This is a genomic window from Actinophytocola sp. (assembly GCF_036378875.1).
Taxonomy (GTDB): Bacteria; Actinomycetota; Actinomycetes; order Mycobacteriales; family Pseudonocardiaceae; genus Actinophytocola.
In genome coordinates, this window is record NZ_DASUVO010000054.1 from 41,242 (window position 1) to 62,192 (window position 20,951).

The window sequence follows — 20,951 nt, forward strand, 5'->3', positions numbered from 1 at the left end:
GGATCGTGGAGGATGGTTATGTCGGCGCCAGACGAGCAGATCGTCCAGGCACTGCGTGCCTCGCTGAAGGAGAACGCCCGGCTTCAGCAGGAGAACAGCGCACTCGCCGCCGCGGCCGCGGAGCCCATCGCGATCGTCTCCATGGCCTGCCGGTACGCCGGCGGGATCCGCGGCCCGGAGGACCTGTGGCGCGTGGTGAGCGAGGGCGAGGACGTCTACACCGGCTTCCCCACCGACCGCGGCTGGGACATCGAGGGCCTCTACCACCCGGACCCCGACAACCCCGGCACGACCTACGTGCGTGAGGGCGCCTTCCTGCACGACGCGCCACAGTTCGACGCCGCGTTCTTCGGCATCTCGCCGCGTGAGGCCCTGGCGATGGACCCCCAGCAGCGGCAACTGCTCGAGGTGTCCTGGGAGACCTTCGAACGCGCCGGCATCGACCCCCACTCGGTGCGCGGCACGGACGTCGGCGTGTTCGCCGGGATCGTGCACCAGGACTACGCGCCCGACCTGTCCGGGTTCGAAGGGTTCATGAGCCTGGAGCGCGCGCTGGGCACCGCGGGCGGCATCGCCTCCGGCCGAGTCGCCTACACCCTGGGGCTCGAGGGCCCCGCGGTCACCGTCGACACCATGTGCTCCTCCTCGCTGGTGGCACTGCACCTCGCCGCGCAGGCGCTGCGCCGGGGCGAGTGCTCGATGGCGCTCGCGGGCGGCTCGACGGTGATGGCGACGCCGGGCGGGTTCGTCGGTTTCGCGCGCCAGCGGGCACTCGCGTTCAACGGCCGCTGCAAGTCCTACGCCGCCTGCGCCGACGGGTCCGGGTGGGCCGAGGGCGTCGGGGTTCTGTTGCTGGAAAAGCTGTCGGTCGCGCAGGAGCGCGGCCACCAGGTACTCGCCGTGATCCGTGGCAGCGCGGTGAACTCCGACGGCGCCTCCAACGGCCTGACCGCACCGAACGGGCCGGCGCAGCAGCGGGTGATCCGCAACGCCCTGGCCACCGCAGGACTCGAACCGTCCGATGTGGACGCGGTGGAGGGGCACGGCACGGGCACGGTGCTGGGTGACCCGATCGAGGCGCAGGCCCTGCTGGCCACCTACGGACAGGGCCGCGACCCGCAACGGCCGCTGTGGCTTGGTTCAGTGAAGTCCGTCATCGGGCACACGCAGGCGGCGTCCGGTGTGGCCGGTGTGATCAAGATGGTGCAGGCGCTGCGGCACGGTGTGCTGCCGGCGACCATGCACGTGGACGTGCCAACGCCCCAGGTGGACTGGACCGCCGGCGCGGTCTCGCTGCTGACCGAGGCTCGTGACTGGTCGGGCAACGGGCATCCGCGCCGGGCCGGGGTGTCCTCGTTCGGCGCGAGCGGGACGAACGCGCACCTGATCATCGAGGAGGCACCGGCCGGGCTTGCGGCCCACTCGCCGGCGAGCGGAGCGAGCCAATCAAACACCGTGCCGCTGGTGGTGTCCGCCGGTACCACCGCTTCCCTTGCGGCGCAGGCGGAACGGCTGGTCGCGTTCCTCGAGGGCGACGTGTCGCTGACGGATGCGGCCGGGGCGTTGGCGTCGGGCCGGGCCGTGCTGGACGAGCGTGCCGTGGTGGTGGCCGGCTCGCGCGAGGAGGCGCTGACCGGGCTGCGTGCCCTGGCTCGCGGCGAGAACGCGCCCGGCCTGCTGGCTGGTTCGGGTTCGCCCGGCAAGATCGTCTGGGTGTTCCCCGGGCAGGGAACGCAGTGGGTCGGGATGGGCCGGGAGTTGCTGGAGTCCTCGCCGGTGTTCGCCGAGCGGATCGCCGAGTGCGCCGCCGCGCTGGAGCGGTGGGTCGACTGGTCCCTTGTGGACGTGCTGCGTGGCGACACCGACCCCGAGTTGATGGCGCGGGTCGATGTGCTGCAGCCGGCCAGTTTCGCGGTGATGGTGGGGCTTGCCGCGGTGTGGTCCTCGGTCGGTGTGGTGCCGGACGCTGTGGTGGGTCACTCGCAGGGAGAGATCGCGGCCGCGTGTGTGGCGGGTGCACTGTCACTTGATGACGCGGCGCGGGTGGTCGCCTTGCGCAGTCAGGCGATCGCGGCGGAATTGTCCGGGCGCGGTGGCATGGCGTCCGTCGCCCTGAGCGAGGACGACGCGGTCGACCGGTTGACGCCGTGGGCCGGTCGGGTCGAGGTCGCGGCCGTGAACGGGCCGTCCTCGGTGGTGATCGCCGGGGACGCCGAGGCACTCGACGAGGCCATGGAGGTACTGGACGAGCAGGGTGTCCGCGTCCGGCGGGTGGCGGTGGACTACGCCTCGCACACCCGGCACGTGGCCGACATCCGCGACACGCTCGCCGAGGCGCTGGGCGGGATCAGTCCGCGTGCGCCGGAGGTGCCGTTCTACTCGACGGTCACCGGCGAGTGGATCCAGGACAACGACGCCGACGGTGGCTACTGGTACCGAAACCTGCGTCACCAGGTGCGCTTCGGGCCTGCGGTGACCGACCTGCTGGCACAGGGGCACAGCGTGTTCGTGGAGGTCAGCGCGCACCCGGTACTGGTGCAGCCGATCTCCGAGATCGTCGACGACATCGAGATGGATGCGGTGGTCGTCGGGTCGCTTCGGCGGGACGACGGCGGCCTCCGGCGGCTGTTCACCTCCATGGGCGAGCTGTTCGTCCGTGGCGTCACCGTCGACTGGACCAGAATGCTGCCGCCCGTCACCGGTTGCGTGGACCTGCCGACCTATGCGTTCGACCACCAGCACTACTGGCTCCGGCTCGGTGAGTCCGCCACCGACGCCGCGTCGCTGGGGCTGGTGGGGGCCGACCACCCGCTGCTGGGTGCGGTGGTGCCGCTGCCGCGGTCCGACGGCCTCGTGTTCACCTCACGGCTGTCGCTGCGGACGCACCCCTGGCTGGCCGACCACGCCATCGGCGGCGTCGTGCTCATCCCCGGCACGGTGTACGTCGACCTCGCGGTGCGCGCGGGTGACGAGTTCGGCCACGGTGTGCTGGAAGAGCTGGTGATCGAGGCGCCGCTCGTGCTGCCGGAGCACGGCGGGGTGCGCCTGCAGGTCGCCGTGGGTGGACCGGGGGAGACCGGCTCGCGCACGGTGGACGTGTACTCGTTGCGCGAGGACACCGGTGAGCACGTGTGGACGCGCCACGCCACCGGGCTCCTGTCGACCACACCACCGGCCCAGGACACGCGGTTCGACTTCGCCGCCTGGCCGCCGGCTGGTGCGCGGCCGGTCGACATCGAGGATTTCTACCCGGACCTGGTCGAACGCGGTTACGCGTACGGGCCGGCGTTCCAGGGACTGCGGGCCGTGTGGCGGCGCGGTGACGAGGTCTTCGCCGAGGTCGCCCTTCCCGACGAACACCGGGAGGACGCCGGGAAGTTCGGCATCCACCCCGCGCTGCTGGACGCCGCCCTCCACACCAACGCCTTCGCCAACCCGGACGACGACCGCAAGGTACTGCCGTTCGCGTGGAACGGGCTGCTGCTGCACGCCGCGGGCGCGTCGGCGCTGCGGGTGCGGGTCGCGCCGGCCGGCCCGGACGCACTGTCGTTCCAGGCCGCGGACGAGACCGGCGGCCTCGTGGTGACGATGGACTCGCTGGTGTCGCTGCCGGTGTCCGCCGAGCAGTTGGAAACCGCGGCCGCGGAGGAGAGCCGCGACGCGCTTTTCCGCGTGGAGTGGACCGAACTGCCGGCCGCAGAACAGGCCGAACCGTCGTGGGCGCCGGTCGCGACCCCCGACGACGTGGCCGCACTGACGCAGGGCACGGCCGTCCTGCACGCGGTCGGCGACGACGACGGGCCGCTCGCCCTGACCACACGCGTGCTCGCGGTCGTGCAGGCGTGGCTGACCGCGGACGGCCAGGACTCCCGTCTCGTCGTGCTGACCCGCGGTGCGGTGCCCGCCGACAGCCACGCCGACGGCGCGGTGAGCGACCCCGCGGGTGCGGCGGTCTGGGGACTGATCCGGGCCGCACAGGCCGAGAACCCGAACAGGATCGTCCTGATCGACACCGATGGCGCGGACCCGATGCTGGGCGCGGCACTGGCCAGCGGCGAACCGCAGCTCGCGGTGCGCGGCACCACACTGTCCGCACCACGGCTGGCCCGTGCCGGCGGCCACGCGCCCGAGACACCCGCCGTCTTCCGTCCAGAAGGGACAGTGCTCCTCACTGGCGGCACCGGCTCGCTGGGCGGTGTGGTCGCCCGGCACCTGGTGTCCCGGCACGGCGTGCGGCGCCTGGTGCTGGCCAGCCGTCGGGGTTCGGCCGTCGAGGGCGTGACGGACCTGGTGGCCGAACTCGCCGAGCAGGGCGCGGACGTGTCCGTGGTGGCCTGTGACGTGTCCGACCGCGACCAGACGGCCGTACTGCTCGCCGATCACCGCCCGACCGGTGTCGTACACCTGGCTGGCATCCTCGACGACGGCGTGATCGGGGCGTTGAACCCCGAGCGACTGGCCGGGGTGTTCGCGCCCAAGGTCGACGCGGTGCGGCACCTCGACGAGCTGACCCGCGGCATGGACCTCGACGCGTTCGTCGTGTTCTCCTCGGCCGCCGCGCTCATGGGCTCCGCCGGCCAGGGCAACTACGCGGCCGCGAACGCGTTCCTGGACGGGCTGATGGCGAGCCGCCGCGCGGCCGGTCTGCCGGGACTCTCGCTGGCGTGGGGTCTCTGGGAACAGAGCGCCGGCCTGACCGCGCACCTGCGCGCCACCGACCAGGCACGGATGAGCCGCGGCGGCGTGATGGCGATGACGCCGGCCGAGGGCCTGGACATCCTCGACATCGGCCTGCACGCGGACGAGGCGCTGCTGGTGCCGATCAAGCTGGACCTGAAGACGTTGCGCACCCAGGCCGCGGCCGGCGGCGAGGTGCCGCACCTGCTGCGCGGCCTGGTCCGCGTGGGCCGGCGCGTGGCGCGCGCCGCGGCCGGTGACGGCGGCGGGCTGGTCCGCAGGCTCGCCGGGCTGTCGCAGGACGAGCAGGAACGCGTCCTGCTGACCATCGTCCAGGGCGAGGCGGCCGGCGTGCTGGGCTACAGCGGGCCCGAGCTGGAGCAGGGCACGCGCGGGTTCAACGACATCGGGTTCGACTCCCTCACGGCGGTCGAGCTGCGCAACCGGCTGAGCGCGGCCACCGGCGTGAAGCTGCCCGCGACGCTGGTCTTCGACTATCCGACCCCGGTGGCGCTCGCCCGCCACCTGCGTGAGGAGCTCGGCGACCAGCTGGGTGCGGCCGGCGCCCCCGCCACGGTCGCCCCCGTCGCCGCCGATCCCGACGAACCGATCGCCATCGTGGGCATGTCCTGCCGGCTGCCGGGTGGCGTCACGGGGCCCGACGACCTGTGGCGCATGGTGTTCGAGGGCCGGGAGGGCATGTCGAGCTTCCCAACCGACCGCGGCTGGGACCTGGCTGACCTGTTCGACCCGGACCCCGACCGCCCCGGCACCTCGTACACCAGGCAGGGCGGATTCCTTCAGGGAGCCGGGCTTTTCGACGCCGGGTTCTTCGGCATCTCGCCGCGTGAGGCGCTCGCCATGGACCCGCAGCAGCGGCTGCTGCTGGAGGCGTCGTGGGAGGCGCTCGAACGGGCCGGCATCGACCCGACCGCGGCGCGGGGCGACAACATCGGCGTCTTCTCCGGCGTCTCCATCCACGACTACCTCGAGTCGCTGAGCAACATGCCCGCGGAGCTCGAAGGCTTCGTCACGACCGCCACGGCGGGCAGCGTGGCGTCGGGCCGGGTGTCCTATGTGTTCGGTTTCGAGGGTCCCGCCGTCACGGTGGACACGGCGTGTTCGTCGTCGCTGGTGGCGATTCACCTTGCGGCGCAGGCGTTGCGGCAGGGCGAGTGCTCGATGGCGCTCGCGGGCGGAGTCGCCGTGATGGGATCGCCCATCGGTGTGCTCGGTATGTCGCGGCAGCGGGGCCTCGCCGAGGACGGGCGGTGCAAGGCGTTCGCGGACGGCGCGGACGGCACCGTGCTGTCCGAGGGCGTCGGCATCGTGGTGCTGGAACGCCTTTCGGTCGCACGCGAGCGTGGGCACCGGGTGCTGGCGGTGGTCCGGGGCAGCGCGGTGAACCAGGACGGCGCATCGAACGGGTTGACCGCGCCGAACGGTCCGTCGCAGCAGCGGGTGATCCGCGGCGCGCTGGCCGGTGCGGGACTGGCACCGTCCGATGTGGACGTCGTGGAGGCGCACGGGACCGGGACGGCTCTTGGCGATCCCATCGAGGCGCAGGCGTTGCTGGCCACCTACGGGCGGGGTCGGGAGCAGCCGTTGTGGCTGGGGTCGTTGAAGTCGAACATCGGGCACACGCAGGCCGCCGCCGGTGTGGCGAGCGTGATCAAGATGGTGGAGGCGTTGCGGCACGGCGTCATGCCGCCCACCCTGCACGTGGAGAAGCCCACGGCTCAGGTCGATTGGTCGGCGGGGGCGGTGGAGCTGCTGACCGAGGCACGGGAGTGGGGGCGCAACGGCCGCCCGCGCCGGGCCGGCGTCTCGTCGTTCGGCATCAGCGGGACGAACGCGCACCTGATCCTTGAGGAGGCACCAGCCGAGGCCACTGCGGAGGAAGACGCGCCCGACGGCGTGGTGCCGGTGGTGGTGTCCGCGCGCAGCACCGGTTCCCTGGCGGGCCAGGCCGAGCGGCTGGCGGCGTTCCTCGACGGCGACGTCTCGCTGACGCGTGTGGCGGACGCCCTGCTGTCGACCCGCGCGGCGCTGGGTGACCGCGCCGTGGTGCTCGCGGACTCCCGTGAGGAGGCCATTGCCGGGCTCGGCGCGCTCGCCCGCGGTGAGAGCTCGACCGGCGTCGTGACCGGAAGCGTTGGCATGCCGGGGAAGCTGGTGTGGGTGTTCCCGGGCCAGGGCACGCAGTGGGCCGGCATGGGTCGGGAGCTGCTGGATTCCTCACCGGTCTTCGCCGAACGGATTTCCGAGTGCGCTGCCGCGTTGGCGCCGTTCGTCGACTGGTCCCTGGTGGACGTGCTGCGTGGCGACACCGACCCCGAGCTGATGGACCGGGTCGACGTGCTGCAGCCCGCAAGCTTCGCCGTGATGGTGGGACTGGCGGCGGTGTGGGCGTCGGTCGGTGTGGTTCCCGACGCGGTGCTGGGGCATTCGCAGGGGGAGATCGCCGCCGCCTGTGTGGCCGGTGCACTGTCTCTTTCCGACGCCGCCCGGGTGGTCGCCTTGCGCAGCCAGGCGATCGCGGCGGACCTGTCCGGCCGCGGCGGCATGGCTTCTGTTGCGCTGAGCGAGGAAGACGCGGTCGCACGGCTTGCGCCGTGGGCCGGCCGCGTCGAGGTTGCCGCGGTCAACGGGCCGTCCTCGGTGGTGATCGCGGGCGACGCCGAGGCACTGGCCGAGGCCGTGGCGGCACTCGCCGGTCGGCGGGTGGCGGTGGACTACGCGTCCCACACCCGGCACGTGGAGGACATCCGCGACCGCCTCGCCGAGGTCCTGGCCGGGATCACGGCGCAGGCCCCGATGGTGCCGTTCTACTCCACGGTGACCGGCGAGTGGATCTCCGACGCCGGTGTCGTGGATGGCGACTACTGGTACCGGAACCTGCGCCACCAGGTGCGGTTCGGTCCCGCCGTCGCGGACCTGCTCGGCCAGGGGCACGGCGTGTTCGTGGAGGTCAGCGCCCACCCCGTGCTGGTCCAGCCGATCACCGAGATCGTGGACGGCACCGAGATCGACGCCGTGGTGACCGGAACACTGCGGCGTGGCGACGGTGGCCGGCGGCGGCAGCTGACCTCGATGGCCGAGCTGTTCGTCCGGGGCGTCGCGCTCGACTGGAGCGGTGTGCTGCCGCCGGTGACCGGACGGGTCGAGCTGCCGACCTACGCCTTCGACCACCAGCACTACTGGCTCCACCCGGCCGCAGCGGTGGACGCGCCGGCACTGGGGTTGGCCGGCGCCGACCACCCGCTGCTGGGCGCGGTCGTGCCGCTGCCGCACTCGGAAGGCCTGGTGTTCACCGCACGCCTGTCGACGCGGTCGCAGCCGTGGCTGGCCGAGCACGTGATCGGCGGTGTCGTGGTCGTGCCGGGCGCTGGGCTGGCGGAGCTGGTCGTGCGTGCCGGCGACGAGGCCGGCTGCGGCGTGCTGGACGAGCTGGTGGTCGAGTCACCGCTCGTGGTGCCCGAACACGGTGGCGTGCGCGTGCAGGTCGCCGTGGGTGGGCCCGGTGACGACGGTTCGCGCACGGTCGACGTGTACTCCCTGCGCGACGGCGACGTGTGGACGCGGCATGCTACGGGACACCTGTCGGCCATGCCCGCGGAACCGCAGGAGTTCGACTTCGCCGAGTGGCCGCCGCCTGGTGCGCGGCCGGTCGAGATCGCGGACCTGTACGACGACCTGGCGGATCGCGGGTTCACCTTCGGCCCGACGTTCCAGGGCGTACGGGCGATGTGGCGGCGTGGCGACGAGGTGTTCGCCGAGGTCGCCCTGCCCGACGAGTCGGAGGCCGGCAGGTTCGGCATCCATCCCGCCCTCCTGGACGCGGCCCTGCACCCGGTCCTGCCGGACGCCGACGGGCAGCCGACGGACTGGCGCGGGCTGGCGCTGCACGCCGTTGGCGCGTCGGCGCTCCGCGTGCGGCTGGCGCCCGGCGACGCCGGCGTGTCGCTGGCCGCTGCGGACGAGACCGGTGGCCCGGTCGTGACCGTGGACTCGGTGGGTTTCCGTCCGCTGTCCGCGGAACAGTCCGCGGCCGTCGACTCGTTGTTCCAGGTGGACTGGACCGAACTGTCCCCAGTGGACGGATCGGAGCCGTCGTGGGTGACGGTGTCCACCGCGGACGACGTGGCCGCGCTGGCCGATGTGCCCTCGGCCGTGGTTCTGGAAGCCGTCGGCGGCGAGGGCTCGCCGCTGAGCCTGACGTCGCGGGTGTTGGTCGTCGTGCAGGCATGGCTCGCGGGTACAGCGGAGTCGCGGCTGGTGGTCGTGACCCGAGGTGCGGTGCCTGCCGGTGATGGTGCCGTGACCGATCCGGCCGCGGCGGCCGTGTGGGGTCTGGTTCGTGCCGCTCAGGCGGAGAACCCGGACCGGATCATCCTGCTGGACCTCGACGCGGGAGCGACGCCGCCACTTGGTGCGGTGCTGGCCTGCGGTGAGCCGCAGATCGCCGTGCGGGACAAGGCTTTCTTCGTGCCGCGCCTCGCCCGCGCGGAGTCCTCGGACCCGAGTGCCGTGTTCGGTCCGGAAGGGACGGTCCTGGTCTCGGGCGCGGGTGCGCTGGGCGGTCTGGTCGCCACGCGTCTGGTCGACCGCCACGGGGTGCGGCGCCTGGTGCTGGCCAGCAGGCGAGGCCGCGACGCCGAGGGCATGGACGACCTGGTCGCCCAGCTCACCGAGCAGGGCGCGGAGGTGTCCGTCGTCGCGTGTGACGTCTCCGATCGCGACCAGGTGGCCGCGCTGCTCGACCAGCACCGGCCGGCCGCTGTCGTGCACACGGCCGGTGTCATCGACGCCGGCGTGATCGAGACGGTCACCCCGGACCGGCTCGCCACGGTGTTCGCGCCGAAGGTGGACGCGGTCCGGCACCTCGACGAGCTGACCCGCGGCATGGACCTCGACGCGTTCGTCGTCTACTCCTCCGTCTCGGCCGTGTTCATGGGTGCTGGTAGCGGCAGCTACGCGGCCGCGAACGCGTTCCTGGACGGACTGATGGCGAACCGCCGCGCGGCGGGCCTGCCGGGGCTGTCCCTGGCGTGGGGCCTGTGGGACCAGACCACCGGCATGGCCGCCGGCACCGACGACCTCACCCGGGCCAGGATGAACCGGCGCGGCGGTCTGCGGCTGATGACGCAGGCCGAGGGAATGGACCTGTTCGACGCCGCGATCGGCACCGACCGTTCGCTGCTGGTGCCCGCGAAGCTCGACCTGCGTGTGGTGCGGGCCGACGTCGCGGTGGGCGGCGCGGTGCCGCACATGCTGCGTGGCCTCGTCCGGGCGGCCCGCCAACAGGCACACTCGGCCGGCGCGGGCGGCACGCGCGGCGGGCTGTCCGCGCGGCTGGCCGGGCTCACCCCGGCGGATCAGCTGACGCTGCTCCTGGACCTGGTGCGCGGCCAGGTCGCGGCCGTGCTGGGGCACGCCGACGCGGGCGCCGTCCGGGCGGACGCGGCCTTCCGGGACGCGGGGTTCGACTCGCTCACGTCCGTGGAGCTGCGCAACCGCCTGCGTGACGCGACCGGCTTGAAGCTGCCCGCGACACTCGTCTTCGACCACCCCAACCCGCAGGCCCTCGCCCGCTACCTGCGTGACGAACTCGGTGACGTGACGCCCACCTCGGTGACGCCGACGGTCGTCGTGGCCGACGCGGGGGAGCCGATCGCCATCGTCGGCATGGCATGCCGGCTGCCCGGCGGCGTGGCCGACCCGGACGACCTGTGGCGGCTGGTGGCCGAGCGCCGGGACGCGGTGTCCGGGTTCCCCACCGACCGGGGCTGGGACCTCGAGCGCCTGTTCGACCCCGACCCGGACCGCCCCGGCACCACCTACACCAACCAGGGCGGCTTCCTGCACGAAGCAGGCCTTTTCGACGCCGGTTTCTTCGGGATCTCACCGCGCGAGGCACTCGCGATGGACCCGCAGCAGCGGTTGCTGCTGGAGACCTCCTGGCAGGCACTGGAAGTCGCGGGCATCGACGCGACCGCGTTGAAGGGTGCCGACGTCGGCGTGTTCACCGGCGTCTTCGGCCAGGGCTACGTCGCGCCGGGCGCGAGCGTCGTCACGCCGGAACTGGAAGGCTTCGCCGGCACCGGCGGGTCGTCGAGCGTGGCGTCGGGCCGAGTGTCCTATGTGTTCGGTTTCGAGGGCCCCGCGGTCACGATCGACACCGCGTGCTCGTCCTCCCTCGTCGCCATGCACCTTGCCGCACAGGCGTTGCGGTCGGGTGAGTGCTCGATGGCACTTGCCGGCGGCGCGACGGTCATGGCGAACCCCGGCGCGTTCGTGGAGTTCTCCCGGCAGCGGGGCCTCGCGGTCGACGGGCGCTGCAAGGCGTTCGCCGCCGCGGCCGACGGCACCGGCTGGGCCGAGGGCGTCGGCGTGCTCGTCCTCGAACGGCTGTCGGTGGCACAGGAGCGCGGCCACCGGATCCTGGCCGTGCTGCGTGGTTCCGCGGTGAACCAGGACGGCGCGTCCAACGGGCTGACCGCGCCGAACGGTCCATCACAGCAGCGCGTGATCCGCCGGGCACTGGCCAACGCAGGGCTGTCGACGTCCGATGTGGACGTGGTCGAGGCCCACGGCACCGGGACGTCGCTCGGTGACCCCATCGAGGCGCAGGCGCTGCTCGCCACCTACGGGCAGGACCGGGACCGTCCACTGTGGCTCGGCTCGCTGAAGTCCAACATCGGCCACGCGCAGGCCGCCGCCGGCGTGGCGAGCGTGATCAAGATGGTCAAGTCCCTCGAACACGGCGTCCTTCCTGCGACGCTGCACGTCGACGCGCCCACCCCGGAGGTGGACTGGTCCGCTGGCGCGGTCGAGCTGCTGACCGAGGCCCGGGACTGGCCGCGCAACGGTCACCCGCGCCGGGCCGGTGTGTCCGCGTTCGGCGTCAGCGGGACGAACGCGCACCTGATCCTGGAAGAGGCGCCACCGCAGGACGTGACACCGGACCCGGTCGACGCCGCGGCTGTGCTCCCGGTCGTGGTGTCCGCGCGGAGCACCGCCGCGCTGGCGGGACAGGCCGGCCAGCTGGCCGAGTTCCTCGGCGACTCTCCCGGCGGCCAGGTGCCGCTCGCGACCGTGGCCGGAGCCCTGGTGTCCGGCCGCGCCGCGCTGACCGAGCGGGCGGTGGTGGTCGCCGGCACCCGCGACGAGGCGATGGCAGGGCTGACGGCGTTGGCCCGCAACGAGACCGCGGCCGGTGTGGTCACCGGTCGTGCCGGAGAACCCGGGAAGGTCGTGTGGGTGTTCCCCGGCCAGGGTTCGCAGTGGGTCGGCATGGGCCGTGAGCTGCTGGATTCCTCGCCGGTGTTCGCCGAGCGGATCGCCGAGTGCGCTGCCGCGCTGGATCGCTGGGTGGACTGGTCGCTTCGCGACGTGCTGCGTGGCGACACCGACCTGCTGGATCGGGTGGACGTGGTGCAACCAGCCAGCTTCGCCATGATGGTGGGGCTCGCCGCCGTGTGGCGGTCGTGCGGGCTGCGGCCCGACGCCGTCATCGGTCACTCCCAGGGTGAGATCGCCGCGGCCTGCGTGGCCGGTGCACTGTCCCTTGAGGACGCGATCCGGGTGGTGGCGTTGCGCAGCCAGGCCATCGCCACGGACCTCGCCGGGCGCGGTGGCATGGCGTCGGCGGCCCTGAGCGAGGACGACGCGACCGTGCTGCTGTCGCCGTGGGCGGACCGGGTGCGGGTGGCCGCGGTCAACAGCCCCACGTCGGTGGTGGTCGCCGGTGAGGCGTCCGCGCTGGCCGAGGCCCTGGACGCACTGGAAGGCCACGGCGTTCGGGTGCGGCGGGTGGCCGTGGACTACGGGTCGCACACCAACCAGGTCGAGGACATCGAGGACCAGCTGGCCGAAACGCTGGTCGGCATCTCGGCACAGGCACCCGCGATCCCGTTCTACTCGACGGTGACCGGCGAATGGATCTCCGACGCCGGGACCGTGGACGGCGACTACTGGTACCGGAACCTGCGCGAGCAGGTGCGGTTCGGGCCGGCCGTGACCGACCTGCTCGGCCAGGGGTACGGCGTGTTCGTGGAGCTGAGCCCGCATCCGGTGCTCGCGCAGCCGATCAGCGAGATCGTGGACGGCACCGGTGCCGACGCGCTGGTAGCCGGATCCCTGCGCCGCGACGACGGCGGTCTCCGGCGCCTGCTGACGTCGATGGCCGAGCTGTACGTGCGGGGCGTCGCACTCGACTGGCGCGGTGTGCTGCCGGCCGTCCCGGCGGGGCGGGTGGCCCTGCCCACGTACGCCTTCGACCACAAGCACTACTGGCTCCGGCCCGCCGAGTCGGCCACCGACGCGACCTCGCTCGGGCAGGCGGGCGCCGACCATCCGCTGCTGGGCGCGGTCGTGCAGCTGCCACAGTCCGACGGGCTCGTGTTCACCTCGCGCCTGTCGGTGCGGTCGCAGCCGTGGCTGGCCGACCACGCCGTCGGCGGTGTCGTGATCCTGCCCGGCTCCGGGCTGGTGGAGCTGGCCGTGCGGGCCGGTGACGAGGCCGGCTGCACGGTCCTCGACGAGCTGGTGATCGAGGCGCCGCTCGTCGTGCCCGCGCAGGGCGGCGTTCGCGTCCAGGTCGCGCTGAGCGGACCGGGCGAGCACGGCGCACGCACGGTCGAGGTGTACTCCCAGCGCGACGGCGGCACGTGGACGCGGCACGCCACCGGCATGGTGTCGTCCGGACCGAGCGCCGGCGCCGGGTTCGACTTCGCGGCATGGCCGCCTGCTGGCGCGGCGCGGGTCGACATCGAGGACTTCTACCCCGGCCTGGCCGAGCGCGGTTACGCGTACGGGCCCGCGTTCCAGGGGCTGCGGGCGGTGTGGCGGCGCGGCGACGAGGTGTTCGCCGAGGTCGCGCTGCCCGACGACCTGCGCGGGGACGCGGGCGGGTTCGGTGTCCATCCGGCGTTGCTCGACGCCGCTCTGCAGGCCGCCACGTTCGGTGGCACGGCGGAGACCGGCGAACGGATGCTGGCCTTCGCGTGGAACGGCCTGGTGCTGCACGCCGCGGGTGCTTCGGCGTTGCGGGTTCGGCTCGCGCCTGCCGGCCAGGACGCGCTGTCCGTCGAGGCCGCTGACGAGACCGGCGGGCCGGTCCTGACCATGGACTCGCTGGTGTCCCGGCCGGTCTCCGCCGAGCAGCTTGGGGCGGCGATGGAGGTCCGCGACTCCGCGTACCGGGTGGCGTGGACCGAGCTGCCCACGGCCGCGGTCGCCGACGTGCCGGCGTGGGTGGAGATCGTCACCGCCGACGACGTGCCGGCGCTGACCGGTGGCGCACCTCTCGTCGCCGTCATGGCGGCGACCGGTGACGACGGTGCCGGCGAGATGGCCGCCCGGGTACTGGAGGTCCTGCGGGCGTGGCTGGCCGAGCCCTCGCTCGAGGAGTCGCGGCTCGTCGTGACGACCCGCGGCGCGGTGCCCGCCGGTGGCGACCACACGGTGACCGACCCGGTGGCGGCGGCGGTCTGGGGTCTTGTCCGGTCCGCACAGGCCGAGCACCCGGACCGGTTCGTCCTGCTGGATCTCGACCCGGCCACCGACGCCGGAGCCGTCCTCGGCACGGTGCTGGCCACCGCTGAGCCACAGCTCGCCGTTCGCGGCACCACCTTCTCCGTGCCACGGCTCACCCGAGCCACCGGTCCGGCCGCGGCAGCGCCCGTCGCTTTCGGTCCACAAGGGACAGTGTTGGTCTCGGGTGCTGGCTCGCTGGGTGCCCTGGTGGCTCGGCATCTGGTTGCCCGGCACGATGTGCGGAGCCTGGTGCTCGCCAGCAGGCGGGGCCCGACCGCCGACGGCGTGGACGAACTGGTCGCCGAACTCACCGGGCATGGCGCGGCGGTGTCCGTCGTGACCTGTGACGTGTCCGATCGGGACCAGGTGGCCGCGTTGCTCGACGAGCACCGGCCCTCCGCCGTCGTGCACACGGCAGGCGTCTTCGACGACGCGGTGATCGAGGCGCTGACCCGGGAGCAGTTGACCCGGGTGTTCGCGCCCAAGATCGACGCGGTGCGGCACCTCGACGAGCTGACCCGCGACATGGAGCTGGACGCGTTCGTCGTGTTCTCGTCCGTCGCGGGCGTGCTCGGCGGCGGTGGCCAGGGCAACTACGCGGCGGCGAACGCCTTCCTGGACGCGGCGATGGCACGTCGCCGGGCCGCGGGGCTGCCGGGACTGTCGCTGGCGTGGGGTCTGTGGGAGCGGAGCCTCGGCATGGCCGCCCACCTCAGCACCGTCGATCACGCGCGGGCGAGCCGCGGCGGCGTCCTCGAGATGACCGCGGCCGAGGGCCTGGACCAGTTCGACCTCGGGCTGCGGATGGGCGAGTCGCTGCTGGTGCCGATCAAGCTGGACCTGGCGGCGCTGCGGGCGGCCGGTGGCAGGGTCCCGTCCCTGCTCCGCGGTCTGGTCCGGACGGGCCGGCAGCAGGCGCGGACGGCGGCCGCACCGGGCACCGGCCTGGTCGACCGGCTCGCCGGGCTCGTTCCCGAGGACCAGGAGGCGCTGCTCGTCGACCTGGTGCGCGGTCAGGTCGCGGTCGTGCTCGGGTACTCCGGGCCGGAGGACGTGCGCGCCGACACGGCGTTCTCCGACGCCGGGTTCGACTCGCTGACGTCCGTGGAGCTGCGGAACAGGCTGCGTGACGTGACCGGGTCGAAGCTGCCCGCGACGCTGGTCTTCGACTACCCGACACCTCTGGTGGTCGCCCGCTACCTGCGTACGCGGCTGCTCCCGGACGGTGCCGCGACGGACGTCCCCGTGCCCGAGATGCGCGTCGTGGACGACTTCGACGAGCGGTCGATCGCCGAGATGGACGTCGACGACCTCGTGCAACTGGCTTTCAGCGATGAGTGATTGGGGCGGTTGATGACTGCGTCGTACGAAAAGGTCGTCGAAGCGCTGCGGAAGTCGCTGGACGAGGTCGGCACGCTGAGGAAGCGGAACCGCCAGCTGCTCGACGCGTCGCGTGAGCCGATCGCGATCGTCGGGATGGCCTGCCGGCTGCCGGGTGGCGTCGCGGGCCCGGCGGACCTGTGGCGGCTGGTGTCCGAGGGCGGGGACGCGGTGTCGGCGTTCCCCGCCGACCGCGGCTGGGACCTCGAGTCCCTGTTCGACCCCGACCCGGACCGGTCCGGCACCTCGTACGTCAGCCAGGGCGGGTTCGTCCACGACGCCGGGCTGTTCGACGCGGGGTTCTTCGGGATCTCGCCGCGTGAGGCACTGGCGATGGACCCGCAGCAGCGGCTGCTGCTGGAGACCTCCTGGGAGGCACTGGAAGGCGCCGGCGTCGACCCGATGTCGTTGAAGGGCGCCGATGTCGGCGTGTTCACCGGTGTGGCCGGCCAGGGCTACGCGGACGGCGCGGTCGGGCCGGAGATGGAGAGCTTCGCGGGCACCGGGATCGCCGGCAGTGTCGCGTCCGGCCGGGTGTCCTATGTGTTCGGATTCGAGGGGCCCGCGGTCACGATCGACACGGCCTGCTCGTCGTCGCTCGTGGCGATTCACCTTGCGGCGCAGGCGTTGCGTCAGGGTGACTGCTCGATGGCGCTCGCCGGCGGGGCGATGGTCATGTCGAGCCCCAACTCCTTCATCGTGTTCTCCCGCCAGCGCGGCCTGGCCGCGGACGGCCGCTGCAAGGCGTTCGCCGACAACGCGGACGGGATGGGGCTGTCCGAAGGCGTCGGTGTCGTGGTGCTGGAGCGGTTGTCGGTGGCACGCGAGCGTGGGCACCGGATCCTGGCGGTGTTGCGTGGTTCCGCCGTGAACCAGGACGGCGCGTCGAACGGCTTGACAGCACCGAACGGTCCGTCGCAGCAACGGGTGATCCGTGCCGCGCTGGCCAACGCCGGACTGTCCACGTCCGATGTGGACGTCGTGGAGGCCCATGGCACGGGCACGGCTCTTGGCGATCCCATCGAGGCACAGGCATTGCTGGCCACCTACGGGCAGGGCCGGGAGCGTCCGCTGTGGTTGGGTTCGGTGAAGTCGAACATCGGACACGCGCAGGCCGCCGCCGGTGTGGCGAGCGTGATCAAGATGGTGGAGGCGTTGCGGCACGGCGTCATGCCACCCACGTTGCACGCCGACGAGCCCACCACTCAGGTGGACTGGACCGAAGGCGCGGTGTCACTACTGACCGAGGCCCGTGAGTGGCCGCGCGATGGGCATCCGCGCCGGGCCGGGGTGTCCTCGTTCGGGGTCAGCGGGACGAACGCGCACCTGATCATCGAGGAGGCTCCCGCCTCGGCGGAAGTTCCGGTCCCGCCGGAGGAGCCGGCCGTGTTTCCGTTCGTGGTTTCCGCGCGCACCAACGGTTCGGTGGCCGGGCAGGCCGGTCGGCTGGCGGCGTTGCTCGAGAGTGACGTGCCGTTGGTGACCGTGGCCGGTGCGCTGGTGTCGGGCCGGGCGGTGTTCGACGAGCGTGCCGTGGTCGTCGCGGGCTCCCGTGACGAGGCGCGGGCCGGACTGGAAGCCCTGGCGCGCGGCGAGGACACCGCCGGTGTGGTGACAGGCCGCGCGGGTGCGCCGGGCAGGATCGTGTGGGTGTTCCCCGGCCAGGGGACACAGTGGGTCGGGATGGGCCGGGAGCTGCTGGAGTCCTCGCCGGTGTTCGCCGAGCGGATCGCCGAATGCGCGGCCGCGCTGGAGCCGTGGGTCGACTGGTCCCTTGTGGACGTTCTTCGTGGTGAGGCTGAGCTGGACCGGGTCGACCTGCTCCAGCCCGCTTGTTTCGCGGTGATGGTGGGTCTCGCCGCGGTGTGGGAGTCGGTGGGGGTGCGGCCGGATGCCGTGCTCGGCCACTCCCAGGGAGAGATCGCCGCCGCGTGTGTGTCGGGTGCGCTGTCCCTTGAGGATGCCGCCCGGGTCGTTGCCCTGCGCAGCCAGGCCATCGCCAAGGAGCTGTCCGGCCGTGGCGGCATGGCCTCCGTCGCGCTGGCCGAGGACGACGCGGTCGACCGGTTGACGCCGTGGGCGGGCCGGGTCGAGGTGGCGGCCGTGAACGGTCCTTCCTCTGTGGTGATCGCCGGTGATGCCGAGGCACTGGATGAGGCACTGGAAGCGTTGTCCGCCAACGGTGTTCGCGTGCGTCGGGTCGCGGTGGACTACGCGTCCCACACCCGGCACGTCGAAGACATTCGCGACACGCTCGCCGACGCTCTGGCGGGCATCACCGCGCAGGCGCCGGCCATCCCGTTCTACTCCACCGTCACCGGTGGCTGGGTGAAGGAAGCCGGTGTGCTGGACGGCGAGTACTGGTACCGGAACCTGCGCGGCCAGGTGCGGTTCGGTCCCGCGGTAGCGGACCTCGTGGGGCACGGCCATGGGGTCTTCGTCGAGGTGAGCGCGCACCCGGTGTCGGTGCAGCCCATCTCCGAGATCGTCGACGACGCGGTGGTGGTCGGGTCGTTGCGGCGGGACGACGGTGGTCCGCGCCGGTTGCTGACCTCCATGGCGGAGCTGTTCGTCCGTGGCGTCGCCGTGGACTGGGGCCTGCCCGCCACTCGGGCGGACCTGCCGACCTACGCGTTCGACCGCCAGCACTACTGGCTCCAGCCAGCCGCACAGACCGACGCCGCGGCACTGGGACAGGCAACGGCCGACCATCCGCTGCTCGGTGCGGTGGTGTCGTTGCCGCGGTCCGACGGGCTGGTGTTCACCACGCGGCTGTCGGTGCGGTCGCACCCCTGGCTGGCCGACCACGCGATCGGTGGGACGGTGCTCTTTCCCGGCACCGGGCTGGTGGAACTGGTCGTGCGGGCCGGGGACGAGGCCGGGTGCCCGGTGATCGACGAACTCGTGACCGAGGCGCCGCTGGTGGTGCCCCAGCACAGCGGAGTCCGCGTGCAGGTCACCGTGAGCGGGCCCGACGACACCGGGTCACGCACCGTGGACGTGTACTCCCAACGCGACGGTGACCTGTGGACACGGCACGCCACCGGCACGCTGTCCGCGAAACCCCGGAACGGTGCCGATGTCGACCTCACCACCTGGCCGCCGCCCGGCGCAGACCGGGTCGACGTCGAGAACCTCTACCCCGACCTGGCCGAGCGCGGGTACGCGTACGGGCCCGCGTTCCAGGGGGTGCGGGCGGTGTGGCGGCGCGACACGGAAGTCTTCGCCGAGGTCGCCCTGCCCGACGAACTGCGTGGCGACGCCGCCGGTTTCGGTATCCACCCAGCCTTGCTGGACGCGGCCATCCAGACCGGGACGATCGCAGCGGCCGCGGCGGGTGCGGAGTCCGAGCGGTCGGTCATGCCGTTCTCCTGGAACGGGCTGGCACTGCACGCCGTTGGCGCGTCGGCGCTGCGGGTGCGGGTCGCACCGGCCGGCCAGGACGCGCTGTCGATCCAGGCCGCCGACCAGACCGGCGGCCCCGTCCTGACGATGGACTCGCTGGTGTTGCGGCCGGTGTCCACCGAACAGCTGGACACCACGCATGCCGAGTCCCTGTTCCGGGTCGACTGGACCGAACTGTCCCCAGTGGAGGGACCGGAGCCGTCGTGGGTGGCGGTGTCCACCGCTGACGACGTGGCCGCCCTGACCGACGTGCCCGCCGTGGCGGTGCTGGAGGCGGTCGGCGACGGCGACGCGCTGGCCGTGACATCGCGGGTCCTGGCGGTCGTGCAAGCGTGGCTGACGGTGCCTGAACTGGAGGAGTCACGGCTGGTGGTGACCACCCGGGGTGCGGTGCCTGCCGGCGACGGCGTGGTGACCGACTCCGCCGCGTCGGCCGTGTGGGGTCTGGTGCGTGCCGCTCAGTCCGAGAACCCGGATCGGATCGTCCTGGCCGACCTCGATCCCGCCGTCGGCGACGGACCGGAAGCGGTGCTGGGTGCCGTGCTGGCGAGCGGTGAGCCGCAGGTCGCGGTCCGCGGGACGACCCTGACCGTGCCGCGTCTCGCCCGTGTCGCCCATGAGTCGGGCTCGTCTGTCGTGTTCGGTCCGGACACGACGGTGCTGATCTCAGGCGGCGGGTCGTTGGGTGGTCTCGCGGCTCGCCACCTGGTCACTCGGCACGGTGTGCGGCGCCTGGTGCTCGCCAGTCGCCGGGGCCGCGACGCCGACGGTGTGGCGGAACTGGTCGCCGAGCTAGCCGAGCGGGGCGCGGAGGTGGCCGTGACGGCCTGCGACCTGTCCGACCGGGACCAGGTCGCTGCCCTGCTGGCGGAGCATCGCCCGACCGCCGTCGTGCACACGGCGGGTGCGTTCGACGCCGGCGTGATCGGTGCGCTGACACAGGACAAGCTGGCCGGGGTGTTCGCGCCGAAGGTCGACGCGGTGCGACACCTCGACGAGCTGACCCGTGACCTCGATCTCGACGCGTTCGTCGTGTACTCGTCCGCCTCGTCGATCTTCATGGGCGCGGGCAGCGGCGGATACGCGGCCGCGAACGCGTACCTGGACGGGTTGATGGCTCAGCGCAGGGCGGCGGGCCTGCCCGGGGTGTCGTTGGCCTGGGGACCGTGGCAGCAGGTCACCGGCATGGCGGACACCATCGACGACCTCACCCTGGCGCGGATGAGCCGGCGTGAGGGACGCGGCGGAGTCCTGGGGCTCGGGTCCGAGGACGGCATGGACCTGTTCGACGCCGCTCTGGCGTCCGTGCAGGCGCTGCTGGTGCCGGTCAAGCTGGACCTGCGTGAGGTGCGCGCCGACGCGGCGACCGGCGGCGTTCCGCACCTGCTGCGCGGCCTCGTCCGAGTGGGCAGGCAGTCGGTACGGGCGGCATCCGGCGAGGACGGTGGGCTGGTACGCCGGCTGGCCGGGCTCACTCCGGCCAACCAGGAAGCCGTGCTCCTGGATCTGGTCCGAGGACAGGTCGCGGTCGTGCTGGGGCACGCCGGTGGCAGTGCGATCCGGGCGGACGCGGCGTTCAAGGACGCCGGGTTCGACTCGTTGACGTCGGTGGAGCTACGCAACCGGCTGCGTGAGGCGACCGGGTTGAAGCTGCCAGCCACGGTGGTGTTCGACCATCCGAACCCGCAGGCCCTCGCCCGCCACCTGCGCGACGAGCTCGCCGTCGACGAGGTGTCCGCCACCGATTCGGTGCTGGCCGGGCTCGCCGGTCTGGAGGCGGCCATCGAGGCGACGGCCGCCGACGTCACGGCGCGGGACCGGATCACCGTGCGCCTGCGGGAACTGCTGCAGGCGGCGGAGACGGCCGGCAGCGATCCGGGCGACGACGAGGACCTCGACACCGCCAGCGACGAGGAGCTGTTCGCGCTCGTCGACCGCTTCAACTGACA

At 72.9% G+C, this 20,951-nt stretch carries 2 protein-coding genes; both read left to right on the top strand.

Annotated features, from left to right (window positions below):
- The first annotated feature begins 18 nt into the window (after positions 1–18).
- Positions 19–15,558, top strand: coding sequence for an SDR family NAD(P)-dependent oxidoreductase (locus tag VF106_RS16100; RefSeq protein ID WP_330840522.1), 15,540 nt, complete (start codon positions 19–21; stop codon positions 15,556–15,558).
- 9 nt (positions 15,559–15,567) lie between these two features.
- Entirely contained in the window at positions 15,568–20,949 is a 5,382-nt protein-coding gene (locus VF106_RS16105; protein ID WP_414638979.1) for a beta-ketoacyl synthase N-terminal-like domain-containing protein, read from the top strand.
- The last annotated feature ends 2 nt before the right edge of the window (positions 20,950–20,951 follow it).

Excerpts from the sequence above, each read along its gene's own strand:
- VF106_RS16100 (WP_330840522.1), top strand. The coding sequence starts at position 19 with ATGTCGGCGCCAGACGAGCAGATCGTCCAGGCACTGCGTGCCTCGCTG.